7 protein-coding genes are annotated in these 16,836 nt (G+C 38.0%); 2 read left to right on the top strand and 5 right to left on the bottom strand.

Annotated features, from left to right (window positions below; translation table 11 throughout):
- Window positions 1-221: 221 nt before the first annotated feature.
- The 5 genes from ACPDHL_RS07950 to ACPDHL_RS07930 form a co-directional block, all read right to left on the bottom strand.
- Window positions 222-545, bottom strand: a complete 324-nt coding sequence (locus ACPDHL_RS07950; protein WP_430532243.1) for a hypothetical protein — start codon at window positions 543-545, stop codon at window positions 222-224.
- Window positions 545-11,353 (bottom strand): RHS repeat-associated core domain-containing protein, encoded by a 10,809-nt coding sequence (locus ACPDHL_RS07945; protein ID WP_430532242.1) that lies wholly within the window; start codon window positions 11,351-11,353, stop codon window positions 545-547. The genes ACPDHL_RS07950 and ACPDHL_RS07945 overlap by 1 nt, the downstream gene beginning before the upstream one ends.
- A 12-nt stretch (window positions 11,354-11,365) precedes the next feature.
- The gene (locus ACPDHL_RS07940; protein WP_430532241.1) at window positions 11,366-13,132 is read right to left on the bottom strand and encodes a hypothetical protein; all 1,767 of its coding nucleotides are present in this window, start codon (window positions 13,130-13,132) and stop codon (window positions 11,366-11,368) included.
- 677 nt (window positions 13,133-13,809) lie between these two features.
- The gene (locus tag ACPDHL_RS07935) at window positions 13,810-14,436 is read right to left on the bottom strand and encodes a 2OG-Fe(II) oxygenase (protein ID WP_430532240.1); all 627 of its coding nucleotides are present in this window, start codon (window positions 14,434-14,436) and stop codon (window positions 13,810-13,812) included.
- Window positions 14,437-14,608: 172 nt separating this feature from the next.
- Complete coding sequence (locus ACPDHL_RS07930; RefSeq protein ID WP_430532239.1) at window positions 14,609-15,535, bottom strand: bestrophin family protein; 927 nt, start codon at window positions 15,533-15,535, stop codon at window positions 14,609-14,611.
- A gap of 246 nt (window positions 15,536-15,781) precedes the next feature.
- Between ACPDHL_RS07930 and ACPDHL_RS07925 the strand changes: the two genes are divergently transcribed.
- The gene (locus ACPDHL_RS07925) at window positions 15,782-16,378 is read left to right on the top strand and encodes a superoxide dismutase (RefSeq protein ID WP_430532238.1); all 597 of its coding nucleotides are present in this window, start codon (window positions 15,782-15,784) and stop codon (window positions 16,376-16,378) included.
- 1 nt (window position 16,379) lies between these two features.
- Window positions 16,380-16,826 carry a tetratricopeptide repeat protein gene (locus tag ACPDHL_RS07920; protein ID WP_430532237.1) on the top strand — a complete coding sequence of 149 codons (447 nt, stop codon included), beginning with the start codon at window positions 16,380-16,382 and terminating at the stop codon, window positions 16,824-16,826.
- Window positions 16,827-16,836: the final 10 nt, after the last annotated feature.

The following is a 16,836-nucleotide window of genomic DNA, read 5'->3' as shown; positions in this document are numbered from 1 at the left end:
ACGGGTCCACACGGAACTACCGTTGGTTATTTGATTGGCGAGGCTAAAGAAGCCCAGTTTTTAAAAGACCCTACTATGTTGAAGAGATTTCAAGAGATTGACCAGCTCACAGAAAAAGACAAAGAATGTGTGTTTTCTTTACTTGATGCCTACCTTGCTAAAAGTAAATTACAAGCGTTTTTAAAATAAACAAAGTCACTCAATGAGTGGCTTTGTTTTTATTAAGGTTCATCTTTCCATTTTTTAGTTTCTGAAGAATATGTTTTAGTATTATCAAAACCAATATTGAAATAGACTATATAGCTTAAACTATCTTTCTTCTCATAATAAGGTCCCTCATTCATTGGTTCTACCAATCCTAATTCTTCTACTGTGTTTGGCACTCTGTTATGTTCACTTCTAAAAATTTCTATCTTGTTTACAAGCTCTTCTCCTTGATTTTTGTAACTGTCATTTTCTTTATTTCTAAACCAAAAAATTACCAAGGTTACAATTACCAATTTTAGAGCAAAAAACAAAAATACTTTTTTATAAATTACTTTCATTATGGGTTGTCTTTAATATAAACAGGTGTTGTTGTGTTATTTGTTCTTGTTGGCTTATCTGTGGGCTCCATTGTTGGCAAATTATTATAATTAGGTGCATTTTTAGGGTCTGTTGCTCCTAATCCATTTAAATAATTTTCCAATTGTTCTCCAAAGGTTAGCTTACTGTTGGGATCAAAATAATTTGCTCCAAAGTCTGCACCGTATTTATCACTTGGTAAGTCTTCATAACTATATGCGGAGTGTTTAGCTGCAAATTTATCACTCATTTCTTGATGATAACCATCTTGAACGGCTTCTCCAACAGGATCCATTGTAGCTTGTCTTATTATAGTTTCTTGTCCGTGCCTCATATACTTAAACGACTCACTATTCATTAGCTCTTGTGCTTGCTGTTTTTGTTGCTTATAGCCATAAGCCTTTCCTGCATAGAACATAAAATGAGCCATATCCATCCAACCTCCTTTTTCGGTATAAATATAACGTCCTGCTTTTTTGTTAAAATACCCTGTCTGCGTTGGTAATGGTCTCATCTGTTTCCAACTAAATTCAGTATTACCTAAACTTCTTAAATAATTCCCTGCTTGTGCTCCTGTATAATTCCCAACTCCTCGAGGACTATTATTCAATAAAGCTCTAAACATAGCAGATGTACCAACATAAGGTTTTATTGGTTCACGTCCATCAGGATCTATTAGATTGATTGGATTATTCAGCGTATATGCATAAGGATTCCAACTTGGCATTTTCTCCGCCAACGGGTCCACACTCAGAAATATACTCGCACCAGGGTCATAGTATCGGGCACCATAGTAATAATACCCTGTCTGCGGATCCAATTCTTTAGCGTTGAACTTATACACATTCTCCAAAATGTTATTCGTACTTTGTTCCACCATCACTTCCCCAAACGGTAGGTACTCAATGTATTGTACGGGTTTACCGAGTATATCCGTTATATACGTTGTACTACCTAAATGATCCGCGTGATACCACCACACCGGACCTACTTGTGTAGTTGGATTAGCTATAATCGTAGGATTGTTTGTTGGTGGATTGTCTCTCCACGTATCTCCAACCGCTGGTGGTAGTACAATAGGTGGAAATTCCGGTTCTTCCTCTTCTTCTGGTTCTTCTCGTGGTAAGGGTGGAATAACCAATTCACAAAATTGAATGTAAAACCCCTCTTCTGTACGGATCCAACTTACATCTTCTCCTCCATCTTCTCTCACAAAAACAATACCAGGCAAATCATAACATTCTTTACATTCGGCATCTTTACAAATCAAACACCAATAGTACTTGAACAATAAATCGTAGATCGCTGGTTTATCTTCCCGATCTTGATAGTATTCTATAAAATTAAGAAATTGATTGTAACAATCCAACTCTAGGAGATTGAAATCTACAATCGTCCCTAAATCAATTGGCTCGCGAGTAATGGGATCCAAAGGTACTCCGGTCAAGGGATCATACACATAACCCGTATCTGGATCAATCACTAAGCCATCTGGTGTTAGTTCTACGCAACTCTCTCTGTTGATTTTCTCTAAAGCCAAACAATAATCTGTACCTATCACATAAAGTTGGATTTTTATACAGATACCAGCAGCATTAGTTTCAATACAGCGATTTCCATATTTTTTACTATTCTCAATAATATCCAAAATTTGCTGTCTACAATTGCGTCTTTCAGGCGTATTATAGAGTGAATTCAATAAAAATTCAATTTGATTTTTACAAATTTCCTCTGATGTTTGGGTTGGATCAAAAATCCAATTATCCCCAATTCCTCTGGTTGCCTGTACAGCTGTACTATTCATTCGACCACCCCTTGGCGTACGGGGAGATACCTCAACCTTATTGTAATCTTCTCGTTTAAAATCTTCTACATCTTCCACTTTTCCTATACGCGAAGCAATGCGTTTTGAATTGGCATAATAGTGCTTGGTGTAGGTCCCCTTAGTATACACTAAATAACCATTGGGATAGAGCACTTCTCCCGCATGGTAGGATCCATGTAAATTCATTCGTCCATTGATATTCAAATTGGAGGATACACCAATTCGCTTACCTACGCGCTCGCCTTTTCCATCATATAAGTAAATACTCGAAAGATTCCCATCATCCGTAATTTCCGTAATATTATTATTGGCATCCCATGTAAAAGCTCGATTTCGATATGCTACAACATTCGAAGTATTACCCGATGTTTCTATCGCTTTTATATTTCCAGTTGCTGTATAGCTAAAACGTTGTTCAAATCCATTACCATTATCACTTACAGCTTTAATAAGAGTGAGTTGAGGTTGCCTAGCATCCTCATACAAATAATTCCTCTTCACGGAATTTTCAGTATAGGTTTTGTCTCTTGTATTTTTGTCTATTACAACATGTTGCTGTATTTTATTACTGATAGCATGGTCTTGGTTGTAGTCCATATCCAACTTATAATTGTGTTCTTCTAACAAGCCATCCCACGTTCCTTCTGCACTTTTCAGTCGGTTAAATGCATCGTATTTGAATATTTTACTATACGTTCCTCCTATATTTAATCGCTGATGCTGGCTGAAATTATTGTAAATCCCTCTCACATTATTATTTCGGTCATATTGATAGACATTGCGTAAAAACACACTGAAACTGCTCGGATTATTTGCCTGTGGTGCAGCCAATTGAGCAGCACGCAAACGCTCCGTTAGGTCAAATTCCTGCTTCATTTCTACCTTGTTTCCATATTGAATATAGTAGGGTTGATCAAAGTAATTGTACTTGACTTGACTTAGATATTCGACTCCTTCATCATTGACCATACTCGTCAATTGTCCCACACTGTTGTAGTGGTAGTTGACCTTTTCTCTATCGGGATACACTATCTCCAAAATTCTACCCCAAGAATCGTATTTATACTTGGTTTTAAAATAATGTGGACTGCCGTGTTCATCAGGAATGAATTTGGTTTCTTCTACGACTTCACCCAATTTTCCATACTTAAATTGATGGGTACCACTTCGATCAGTCATTAATTTTAAGCGCCCTTGTGGTTCATAAGTAAAATCGGCATTAATCTGATCGCCTACTATTTTTGTTAAACGATTAAAGTCATACGTATAACTAATTGTTCGATTCGTCGCATCTACTTTGGTCTTAATTTGCCCTAAATCATCATAGGTAAACGCAGTAATCCCTGAGGCTGAAGCCTCTTTTTGCGTTATGCGTCCCAACAAATCATAATCGTAATTCGTAAAGTGATCCATGGCATTGGTCACTTGTTTGACTTGTCCTAAATTGTCATAACTAAATCGCGTAGCTAAATTTTCTCCATTAGTACCTAACTGTTCTTCTCTGGTTTTTTGCCCCAATTTATCAAAATAGCTAATGGTCGTATTTCGCTCTGGTAAAATAACTTTTTGGGTCAACAGTGTACCTGCATAGCCATAGCTAGTTGTAGTCACTGCATTAGTACCATAGATTTTTTGTTCTAAAACGCGATCTTGATCGTCATAGGTCGTCATGATTTTGCGTTCTTCTACATCTGTTGTTCGATAAAGAGTCGTCAACATCGACTCTACCGTTTGTTGTGGTCGCAATGGATCACAAATCAATTCTTCCTCAGACAAATAGTTTTCGACTACACGGCCAAATTCGTCGTACTTTATTTTACCAGAAACCGCCAAGCGAAGTCCGGGTGTGCTTCCACCACAACCGATATATTCTTCATCATTTTCCAATTGTTTTTTCACTTGAATCACACGCCCTAAACCATCAGTAAACATACTGGTATTCAAGACATTGCCATCGCCTAAATTGTGCTGGGTCATCGATTGTCGATTGCTGATATATTTATTTTGAATCGTCCAATCTTCCTCATAAGGTCCTTTTACTTTTAACAAGCGATTAAAAGGATCATACTGATAGTGGATTTCTTCTCCGTATGCATCTCGTACTAATACAGGTAATCCAAAAGCATTAACTAGTTGTCTAGTAACATGGCCAAAAGGATCGGTAATTCGCGCTGGTACAACCTTAAAATAATCGCCGTGATACTGTGGATATACTATCGTATATGGCCCATAATCGTAGGTATAACTAAAGCCACCTGGTAGGATTTTTTTACTAAGATTTCCTAAAATATCGTATTCATACCTTATTGTTGTGAATTGTGTATTCGTAACGTACTTATTGACTTGCGCATACTTCGCTCCATTGGATGTAACAGAAGCTGTCGTTAGACGCAACTGTTGATTCGTACTCGTTAAACTAACCTTATGACTAATTGGCAAGGTTTTTACTCCTAAATTATAAGCAATATCAACGGTTAACCCTCGATCAACATCCACATATTTTTTTACATTCCCCAGTTTATCATAGCCTTGAAATTTTTGTTCGGTCTGATTGACAAGTGCACTGCTCCCCGTTTCACTTTGATAGGTCCAATTTTTTGTTTGTATACTCGTGACCAAAGGCAATACGGAGAGTTTTTCTGTAAAAACGCTGACCTCTGCAGGCGACGTTGTTGCTGTATTAATATCGGCTGTTACCAAGCGATTTTCGTAAAACTTATACGCATAAGTCGTTTCTGTTAACGGTCGTTTTCTCTTGTCTAACGTATAGGTCTTCTTCGGCAATCCTTTTTTGTAGAGGTACTGTTTAAGCCCTGAACTAGTTCCGGGTTGATATAGCTCATTCTCTGTCATGCCATCCAATAGATACTCTGTTACTGTGGTGCGGAACGGAACACCTTCCCTATTTAACAGGTGGGCTTTTGTCTGACCAAACCCCAAGAAGTTGCGTTCTTTTCTGTCTTTGTATCCATTAAAGTATTCATACGCATAGCGCGTAGTATTTTCTCCATCTCCTTCAAAGCCATCATAAACGGCTACTTTGGTCAAAGCCCATTTTTTATACGGCATCTTGTAGGTTCCTCCAATGGTTGATTGATCAACGGGATTGGTAATATCGTAATCCAAATCAATTTTTGCTCCTGTACTTTGAGTAACTGTTTTCAGCAAATTCGTGCGTTTAATACGCGATTTATAAACCGTTATGCTTTCATTGCGAGAGGAAGTAACATAATCGATAAATCCATCTCCATCGAAATCCATATAACGCCCTTCTTCACTCGAAATATTTTTACCCGTGGCAGCACCTGCTGAAAAGCAAAACTTAGGTCCCGTAAGAATAATAGGAATAATAAAATAAATACAAAATGTTGCATTGCCATTAATTCCTCCATCGATTGATTTTTGGGATTGACTACCTGGCATATTACGTCCAGTTGCCTCAAAACCTGTTCCTGTATTAATGTAATATTTACCGTCATGAATTCGCTCAGGTAATCCATCACCATTCAAATCAATATACGTCGTATAATCACTTGATGTACTTTCAGAAAGACTGAGTCCAAAAGATAAGTCCAAATTAGATATCCCAGTAAAGCCGCCACCGCCACCTCGATTTTTTGTACGAGTTTTACTTTGTTGAAAAGATAACGATCTCCAAATGGTGCTTTCTCGAAATGTCCCACCATAATTTAGCAATACTTTTCCATCACTTTGGACAATATCCACCAGGCCATCTCCATTGATATCTACGTAAAATCGATTGGTGGTATTGGTCGTATTAAATGAACTAGCATTAATTGAAGCACTGCCTTGATCTCCTATTTTTACAGCTAAACTATTGTTGCCTCTCCCAAAATTAACACCTGCAATACCCATAGCTGCTCCACCCGTTAGAGAGCCTGTTCCTCTTAATGCAGTTCTTATCGTAAAATCTGCTTGTACAATACGATTAGACAATCCTCCTCGTTTGGCGGTCAATTGAATGCGTTCCCCTATAATATCCGGAAATCCATCGCCATTAACATCCATAAATTCATTCAACAATTCACTTGTCCCATCTGTTTTTGCACGTCCAGCATTAACAGGTCCAAAGCCTAATGTTTTATTCGAACTCTTGTTTCTAATGGACGTATATTTATCAATTCCCGCTGCGCCAAAGTTACCAACAGCTACAGTTGGTGGGCGTAAATCGGGTATATCATCCGTTAAAAATCGAGTATAAGGACTGATTGCTGTTGCCGATACATATAAATGTTCATGACTTTCCCAACGACTCTTTTGTTTATTTGGTAATAACATGGCAAAATACTCTGACATAGTACCTCCTGCACTTTGAATATCTACCATATCCAACTCTACTTGATCCAACGTCAGATTTGGATCCGTCAGCGTATTATTAGCTGTTGCATTAGATGTTACGGCTGAAGGATGCACATTTCTTCCTACAATAGGTTGGTATGTCGCTTGAGGCTCTGCTCCTTTATAAGCAAATTGCCCCCAATTTCTGTACATCGCCCCCCAAGCTTCTGTTGGTTCCGCAGTGTATACATTTGCTTTTACCTTCCCATTGACATCTACCCCAGACATATAGGTACTAGGATTTGCCCCACTTGCAGTTACTTTTATTAATGGCAGACCATCCCCTTCTTGATAACTATCTAGTAGTTCCCCTATCTTATATTCGGTCGTGTAATATTCAAAAAAGTATCTCGATCCTATACCTGGCGTTAAAGAAAAGTTATCAGTATCACCTAAATTTTGATATTGGTTGTTTGACATCAAACGCTGTTTCTGAACAATATTTCCTTCAGCATCAAATTTATAACGGAACTTCACATATCCTCTAGGTACATCGGAATTGCTAGAACTCACTAAGGATATAATACTTCCACTAGGATAACGAGCAACTAAATAGACATAGCGATCCTGACAAACAGCTGCTGTACATCCTGGTAATTTAAAATTATTCTTTATTGTAACACTAACGCGGGATCCATTTGCTGTGTATTCCAAAGGAATATTGCTCGTATGCACTTTACTGTAATTAGAGTAATAAGGCACTACATAAACATCGGGATTTGAAGAATTTAAGGAGACTAGTTTGGGTTTAAATTGGGTGTCAATGGTCTTCCAATCTATTTCGGAATCACTCAACACTTCGATCTTTATATAGTGAAAACTATCAGGTACCGAAGTGATCGTTTCCATATCTAAGGTTTGATTTGGAGAAGTAAAGGTAGTCGTTCCCTCAATGCTACTAGTTTTTTCGTAAATCACCACATTATTTCCGATAATTGGTAGATTTCCACCATTAGCTGTTCCCTTTTTAAAATAAGAAACGCGGATCGTTACTCGATCATTGTCTATAATGGAAAAGCTTGGCCATTCTAAACGGTATTTTCCAGACTCTTTAAAGAGGTGTTCCATCTTGCTTCCTACAATAAATCCCTCATTATAGGTTGATGCATGTCTAGATGACGCTATAATAGGATCTGGATTTGTTCCTGTATATTCCACTTTTGGATTCCAACTAACTCCTAGCTCTTCCAATGGGATTTGATTGGTATGCACTCTAAAGAACAACAGTTCACCTTTTTCAACCGTTAGGGTATGATTATGTGTTTCTCTTGTGGATAGCATTAGATTAGGTCCCAATACAAAGGTTGCATTTCCCATTTCATTATCTTTCAATCGCTCGATCGAAAATTTTACTCCACTGTCTAAAGCAATATGTTGCTTGCTAATCGTTCCCGTTACTTTCACTTGTCCAGGTTTGGGTGCACGCCATACCATAACCAGGTCCATCGGACCATTGGTCAGATCTACTGCTGGCTCTGGATTCAAAACAGGGGCTACTTCTTCTTCTTTCAATACAATCGCAGGCGTGATTGAACTGTCTAAGCTATAGGTAGGCGTTTTGGTTTGCGGATCGATATACCCAAAGTACACCCGTTCATTATCAACAACATCAAGGATGCCATCCGCATTGACATCCGTCATATAGGTCGACATTTTAGACGAACTCTTAGCATTAGATTCAGAAAGATTTCCAACCATAATGTTGACGCTAAATCCTTCTTCACTATTTTTGTTTTTAGTATAACTTAAATTTGGTAGATTCTTAATTGGATAAACCTCGGATGAAAAAACATTACCTGTATTCTTGCGGTAATAAAATTGCTTCCCACTTTTAAAAATTTTATCTGGTAAACCATCTCCATCTATATCGGTCATCATTACTTTAGTCTCCGAATTAGAAGAACCTCCTCCAAAATTCTTACCAAAAGTAGCAGACCAACTAAAGGGCAACCAAGAACTTGGTATAAAAGTTGTAACAATTCCCACTGAGCCTCCTCCATTAAAATTTGTTGATTTGCCCTCCGAACCTCCTAAAGCAGAGATATATACCCCAAAACGATCGTAATCTGTGACATAATCTTTATAGGTATTAATCGTTTGCCCTGTACTTTCAAAAAGGGATCCCGTACCAATATCATCGTGGTAATCGAAATTATATTCTTCTATTACGGGAGTCGAGGGCATCGCAGTGGGAGTAACATCCTTATTGTTGCTATTCGTATTAATAATGCGATAGAGCAAACTCCTACCAAACTGTCCTGCTTTGTAAAAAAATTGATATTCATTATGCGCATATCCCAACGACATTTTTCCTTCATCAGCATCGACCAAAGATCCTTTAGGCTCCATTTTTATCACAATTTTATCAATTAAATCCACACTCTTCGATTCTACACCATAGCGGTTCGTTGTCTTTACATCTAAACGAGGTCCTCTAGGAGAATCTATTGTATTTTTTCGTGTAATTAAAATAGAAAATTCATGAAAATTATCACTTCTAGCGGTTAAGGCTTGATTTTTATTATATCCTATACTTTGCAATTGAAGATCTCCACTTGCGTTTTGGTTGTATTGATATTCCATATAATTGCCATACGCATCCATTACTTTAGTCAAATACCATTTTCCTTTGGCATGGGTCGTATAATCATACGTCCATCCAGAAGATCGATCCACAATTTGCCAGGTATAATTATTCACAGAGCCCAAGCGTTTAATTTCCTGATTGGGGCTATGTTGGGCTTTTTGGAACGTAGCATTACTCACGCGGTTGATCAACGGATCTTTATGCGGAACATACATCGTACGATCGGATTTAACCAGTAACAATTCCTCTCCATTCAACAAGTAGGATTCTGTTTCTTTGGCCGTATCGTACAAAGGCACTCCCCAACGCGTATCTACGGATATTGTTGGTACGGATAAACTCCATCCCAAACCAAAATCTCCTTCATCTGCCCCACTGTTGTAGTTGACTGATAAATCGGGAGTCATACCTTGTCTACCTACAGGTAAAATCAAAGGAAAAGTAAGTGCTGCATCCCCGCGATCATTAATTTGAGGGACACTGACCATCGGAATATTTTCCGCCGGATTAACAGCTTGTATCCCACTCAGTGTCGTGGGTGAAAAAGCATCGCCATCGGGACTCTCGGGTTCCTGAATCACCCCTGCTAAATAGTCTGTAAAGTGTGTCGTTAAAGCAACGACTTGCTGGCTCTCTTCCAAAACATCAATCACCTGAACCTTAGCCCATTGTTTGATCGTTGTATCAAAGTAAAACACTTGTATATCCTTAGCGCTATACCCACGTGGTAAAGCCGTAGCGTCATAAGGTAAGCGCAGGGTAACTGCTTGATCAAATTGAATGCCATCTGGTAAAAAGCGATAGGCACTCTTCTCAGGCGTAACGTTTATTAATGTCATCCCTGTAGGCGCATAATCACGAGGTCTTAATTCTTGAATCGACAGGGTAAAATCTTCTTTAAAACTCGTCGATGGAAGTTCAATCTCGACTTGATCGTGTTGAAACACTTGGGATTCGCCTTGTTTTTGAACGGCAAATTCATGGCGTCTAAAGGCCGTTGTTAAGGGAGTGACTTCAGCAATAACAGGGGTATTCTCCAGTTGAATTTCCTGTATGGCCACGACTTCCCCTTCTTTTTTTACTTCCGCTAACAACGGTGTTGTTAAAGAATCTTCTATTGCTTCTAGGTATTCAAACGTATGCTGAATAATGGGAATGCGTTTTCCCGAAATATACAATTCGGACGCTTGTCCAACAGCAACAACCCCAGATACGTATACTTGCCCTGTTATACTATCGCGTACGGTTGCATTGATCTGAAGTAATTCTTCTGTTTCTTGTGTTACGCGTTTTTCGATTTGCAAATTGCGCACCAAATAAGGCGATTCGGGTTGCTCATCTGCTGTGAACAAAACAGTATTCACCCCCTGTTTTAAATTAAACGGAGCAATATACTCTTCTACACGGGTCCACACTTGATTTTTACTTTGTATATAGCCTCCGACACTCGTACTGGTATTGATACTTTTAGCCACTGCTGTTGAACTCGAAGCCCCATATAAATCATAAGATAACACATAGGTAGCCTTAGCATCAATGGCTTCGGATATGGTCACCTTAAACAGGTTATCTTCAGGATCATCATACGGTTGATCAGCCGCTATACCAATCATCCCATAAGGAATATCGGCACCATATAAAATAACCGTTTCCCCTGCGTGGTCAACTGTTGACTGAACGACAGCCGTTTGGGTTGCTACTCTTTTCTCCTTGCTTATTTCCTCCTCTACTAGTACTTCATCTGTTTGATCGTCTATTTTCTCTTCTACTGGAGATTCCACTTGGACTGGAGATTCCACAATAGAAACGATATCCTCCAGATGCACCCTATCATCCGCTGCTGTATTTTTCAATAACAAGCGCTCTTCTTCTTCATCCATAGGATCGTAGAAATAAGCGACTGGCTTCATCGGAATTGGGTTGGCATAGGCGGCAAACACTTCAAAAACAAAACTTTGTAGTAAGCCGATCAAAATAAAAGTTGAGATTTCTCTTTGGTAACGTTTAAAAAATTGCATACTCCTACGGTTTTATTTGACAATTAATTTCTGAAGTGATGTTTTACTATTGATGATAGAGACCAACAGATAGGTGGTTCGTCCAGCTAAGTGATAGGCAAAGGTTCCTCCTTTGATAAGGCCGTGTTTCTCGCGTTGAATAAACTTCCCATCGAGGGTATAGATATAAAAATCAACGTGTTTTTCTGATCCAAATACATAGTGTACCTTGAATTCTTCTCCTGCTTTTACGGGATTTGGACTGACAAACCAGTGTTCATCTAGTGAAGAGTCTCGCTGAGTTTCTTGGTCAACAGTAAAACCAAAACGCTGGTATTTCCCTTTGTGATCCACCACTTCCAAGGCAAAAGTCCCAGGGTAATTGACCCGTAAAACAGGAGCGGTAGAAATGACTCTATCGCCTAAATACCAGCGGTACCCATAAGAAGTGCTTGGTTTCTTGAGTTGCGGCTGAATAGCAAGCAGGTCTCTTCCATTCAAGGTCCACGTTGTTGGCATGACAATCAAATTCGACGCGTCAAAATCTAAGGCGATCGACTCGATGGTGGCTTGTTGTTCTTGACTATCGCGTACGGTAAAGGAATAGGTCGACTTCGGTAGCTCATCCAAATCAAATGGCATATTTTCTGCGACAAAGAAGTACTCCTCTTGTGTGTTTAAATCCATCGCTTGAATTGCATAAGGCGGTTCACTTGCTCCATGCGTCAACAATTGATAGCTGTGATTAATCCCCAAGGTATCTTGCTCTATATCAATAGCAAACGGTCTTACTCTTCCAATTGACCAATACGTATCGGTCTGTGTATTGACAGTGATATTTTTAAAGCTCAATTGTAACGTATCAGATGTATCCTGGGCGACTTCCCCTCCTGCAGCGGTATAGAGATAGTAATCGATATCCTTTTCGGGAGTTACTGCAACTGAGAAATCTACTGTTAGATCGTGATCTCCTTTATTTTGCACCAACCATTGTCGTTTCAATCGATTGCTTTGTGCATCGAAAGCTTTTTCTTTGCCATTATCGCCGATCAACACAAAGCTTTGATTGGCGAGAACCTCCCCATTATCCGTTTTTTTCAATACAACAGCGGGCTCTTCATTACTTGCTGTTGCTAGCTGTTCTAACCCAAAATAGCGATCCTTGGCAAGACCTATAATATGGTTATTAAAGGTGGCATTGAGCTGTGCATCCCAAAGCTGTACCTCATTACTACTCCAATACTTGGTTTTATCATCTAAAGTGATGCCGTATTTCAATGCCAAATACGTTTCTATTTTATTTCGCGTGGTTGGATTTCCGCAGTCGTTGCAAATTAAAACCTCATACAGTGCGGTATTGGATTTGTCATAGGTATTGTCTAAATAGAAAATACGTTCTCCATATTTATTGCGATAATTGGCATTGACAAAGTTAAAATTAACAATAGCGCCTTGAGCTAGATATGCTAAGTCGACCTTTACTTCCAAGTCCGATTTAATCACATCCGTATAGAACGTGTGTAATGCTCCATCATCATATATTGAAAAGAGCTTTTCATTTTCTTTGATGCTCTTGACCACATAATAAACGTAACTATGTTGGGACGTTGCCCATTTTTTATTGAGTACAGGAAAGGCTCCACCAACGTGAATTCGCGTATTATAATTAAATCCAGCTTCGGACAGTCCTGTTGATAATCCTTTGACCCAGACCAATTGATGGGTATCGCTTATTTTTTTTTGTGCAAAACAATTCAAAAAACAAAACAGGAGAATAAAAGAGAGTAAGGCTTTAAACATATGCTTAATTGTATAAGATTGGATCGATTAGAAGTAGTCGAATCCCTCAACTGAAAATTCTAATACGTTCCAAAATGATCAGATGTTATGAAGAAATTTTAGGTGGTCAAAACCTTCATTTGAAGATTGTTTACAAGTACATACTAGCACGTGAACGTCTAGGGAACAAAAAATTTATTTATGTGAATTTATTTTAAAAAAAACACAAATAAAAAGCCTTATTTGAATTATTAATCAAATAAGGCTTCTTGCTTTCAATTTATAAAGTAAAAAAACGATGTATTCGTTTATTGTTATCTTATTTGATCTAATACAATACTAATAAAATAAAACGAAATAAAAAATTAAGTTAATTTTATTAAATACAAAGCATCAAAATAGAATAAAAGATATTTAAATCACTAATTTTAGTTAATTAATACCTAAACAACAACAACAACAAACAAGTTAAAAAAATAAAATAAAAAAACAATATCAAACCAAAAACACAATGAAATTACATTTTTTTATCAAAAAAAAAAATACAATAAACCAATAATACACTCTCAAAAATAGATAAGCATTATTAAATTATCTTATATATTCATGATATGAGATTTTTTTATATTTTTCATCCAATCCCGTACCTGTTATTTCGGTATTCACTATAAAAAAAGAGTTAGGTTTTCCTAACTCTCTTATCTTGTTTTCAACCATCCCGTAATACTATAACGGGGTTTGTGCACCGTTCGAACCTCGTGTTCGATGGATTTACTGTCAAAAATAACCAAACGCCCTGGTAAAGCATAGACAATTTCTTCGCGTTCCCCCCCTGCTTCATCGGGTAAAAACAACACCAGTTCTCCTCCATTAGCAGGCGTCCAATCCTTTTCATTGAGATACAACACCACCGAAAGCGTTCGACGCGTATCTTTGTGAAATACATCCAAATGACGTTGATAGCCCGTTCCAACAGGATAACTCGCATAGTGGAATTCCCCTTGCTGAATCCCCAAGTAACAAGTGCGATTGACATAAGCAATAAACGCATTCATCTTTTGAAAGTACATCGCCTCCACTTCATCTGGCATCTGCTCATTCAACCACAAAATAAAATCACCCCTCACTTCTTCTACCACTTGCTCCTCACTCGCCTGACCAATCGCCGCTTTTTTAAATACCTGCAAATCTTGCTTCATGAAAAAATTTGCTCGCAACAGGTCTATTTCGCTCTCAGTGAAAAAACAGTCTACCACAGCGTAACCACGATTCACTAAATCGTGTATTATTAACTCATAAAATGAATTTACTTCAAAGTCACCCATATATCATTAGATAAAAACTAAGCAAAAATAATTTACAAGACAAAAAAAATAATGCGATAAAGGCACTTTTTTTTTATCTGTATTGCGTTAATTTTTTCTTAATGAAATAAAGGTTATGGTTGATGACTCACCACTCTCCACTCACTACTCACCACTCACCACTCACCCTCTCCTATTTTACAATATAATTCTCATCAGGTACTACCAATTCCGGCAAAGGCAAATCTGAAATTTCCGATAGTGAATAGGAAATATTACCGCAGATTTGATCCAAGGCCAAGTCATTTTCTTCCTCCCCAAAAGGTTCTGAAATCTCCGCAACTACTGCATCTAATGCAATAAAAGTATAGGCAACAAACGTCACAAAAAACGGCATCGTCCACACAATTAAATCAATTAATCCAAAAGGCAACAGAAAGCTATAGACGTAAACGGTACGGTGAAGGATAATAAAGTATACAAAGGGAATTTTAGTGTGAACAATGCGCTCACATCCTCCTAAAATAATAGACATTTGCCCCAAATGCTCATCCATTCTCGCCTGAGTAATTGAGTCTATTCGCCCTGCTTTGTACTGCGCATTGATCCATTTGGTCAATTCACTCAATAAAAAAACAGGCTTGAATCGCTTGGTCATCATCTCTTGATATACCTCTTCGGATAGATAGGAACGTACAATGTCTAGATCCGTTTTATTTCTCAACTGTTTATTCAACGCATAACAAAATGCAATGATCAGTCGTATCCCATATTGCTTGTCCTTTTGGGTAAATTGATCGTCCTCTTTGATGAAATGCAAAATTTGAAAGGTCAACGATCGACTGAAAATCAATAAATTCCCCCACTGCTTACGCCCTTCCCAATAGCGATCATAGGCTGCATTGTTACAAAAACCCAAAAAAATCGCTAACGAAATCCCGACCAAGGCAAAAGCACCTACATTCAAAGGAATAATGATTTCTGGAAAAAAATAATGACTCCAATACACCAACCAAGAAAAGAGAAAGATGGCTATTAACGTCGGGGCGATTTTTTTTAGCACGGATCCCTTCCAAATAAAAAGCATCTGAACAATGTGCTTTTTGTCTCTAACTATCATAGACTTAAGAATTAATACCGTACAAAATTACAAGATAACAACGGAATAAAAGGAAATTCCCCTGTTTAATTCCCAATAACTTTTATCCTTCTGATCTATTGCTTGTTCAAACACAAATCGAAATCAATCTAAATATAATTTTAGAGTTATCTAAAATTATATTTTTATAATACTAAATAACTTTTACCTTTGTGGTCAGGTAAACAGTAAACAGTGAACCATAAACAGTAAACTAAATTATATCTCATGAAAATTGACTTACAACTACCAGAATTACCCTATGAAAAAAGTGCGCTTACGCCTTTAATCACCGAAGAAACATTCGATTATCATTATGGCAAGCACCACGCTTCTTATGTCAACAACCTCAAGGATATCATCCAAGATACGCCCCTTGTTGATCAAACCGTGGAAGCGCTCATCCTAAAAGGGCATCAAAACCAAGACCTTGCTCTTTTCAACAATGCCGCACAACACTGGAATCACACCTTCTTTTGGCATTGCTTATCTCCCAATGGTGGAAAAGAACCAACGGGAAAAATAGCAGAGCTAATTCTACGTGATTTTGGGAGTTTTGAGCAATTCAAAGCGCAATTTTCAACCACGGCAGCGAAATTATTTGGTTGTGGTTGGGCTTGGTTGGCACAGAATGATCAAGGGCTATTGGAAATCATTCCCCTAAAAGAAGCCAATACGCCGCTGACCGTCAACAAAACGCCAATCTTAACCTTAGATGTTTGGGAACACGCCTACTATATCGACTACAGAAACGCTAGACCTCAGTTTATTGAAAACTTTTGGGAAATCGTCAATTGGGAATTTGTAAATCAAAATCTAAAATAAAATGAGTGATACCTGTATGAATCACCTGGAACGCTATTGGAAAACCTTAACCGTGTCCAGCAATGAAAATTTTAATCAAAAAAACTATCTCGAAGCTTTAAAAGGCTACAAAGAGGCGATGTATAGAGCCGAAGTATTGAACAATCATTGGGAGTTGTGTGTGCAATTAAAAATTCCGGTCATACAGGTATACCTCATTTCATGTAACAACCTGGCGTATACGTATGAAGAACTCAACCAATTGGATCAAGCACAGAAATTCTTAAAACGAGCTATCTACTTCTTGATTCACCTATTGGAACACACCGAAATTTCAAGTATGGAGATTCAAAGTGATCTCAAACAAGCGCTGTTGACCTATTCCGATTTTACTCAACGTACTCCATGCAAGACCACGACGGATAAAACCTGGGATGCCCTGATGCAAACCCTAACGAAACACCAATAAAACACATTAA

The organism is Myroides sp. C15-4, assembly GCF_050522745.1.
Lineage (GTDB): Bacteria > Bacteroidota > Bacteroidia > Flavobacteriales > Flavobacteriaceae > Flavobacterium.
The sequence above is the reverse complement of the archived record's forward strand: the minus strand, read 5'-3'. Positions and strand labels throughout refer to the sequence as shown.

Excerpts from the sequence above, each read along its gene's own strand:
- ACPDHL_RS07950 (WP_430532243.1), bottom strand. The coding sequence starts at position 545 with ATGAAAGTAATTTATAAAAAAGTATTTTTGTTTTTTGCTCTAAAATTG.
- ACPDHL_RS07945 (WP_430532242.1), bottom strand. The coding sequence starts at position 11,353 with ATGCAATTTTTTAAACGTTACCAAAGAGAAATCTCAACTTTTATTTTG.
- ACPDHL_RS07940 (WP_430532241.1), bottom strand. The coding sequence starts at position 13,132 with ATGTTTAAAGCCTTACTCTCTTTTATTCTCCTGTTTTGTTTTTTGAAT.
- ACPDHL_RS07935 (WP_430532240.1), bottom strand. The coding sequence starts at position 14,436 with ATGGGTGACTTTGAAGTAAATTCATTTTATGAGTTAATAATACACGAT.
- ACPDHL_RS07930 (WP_430532239.1), bottom strand. The coding sequence starts at position 15,535 with ATGATAGTTAGAGACAAAAAGCACATTGTTCAGATGCTTTTTATTTGG.
- ACPDHL_RS07925 (WP_430532238.1), top strand. The coding sequence starts at position 15,782 with ATGAAAATTGACTTACAACTACCAGAATTACCCTATGAAAAAAGTGCG.
- ACPDHL_RS07920 (WP_430532237.1), top strand. The coding sequence starts at position 16,380 with ATGAGTGATACCTGTATGAATCACCTGGAACGCTATTGGAAAACCTTA.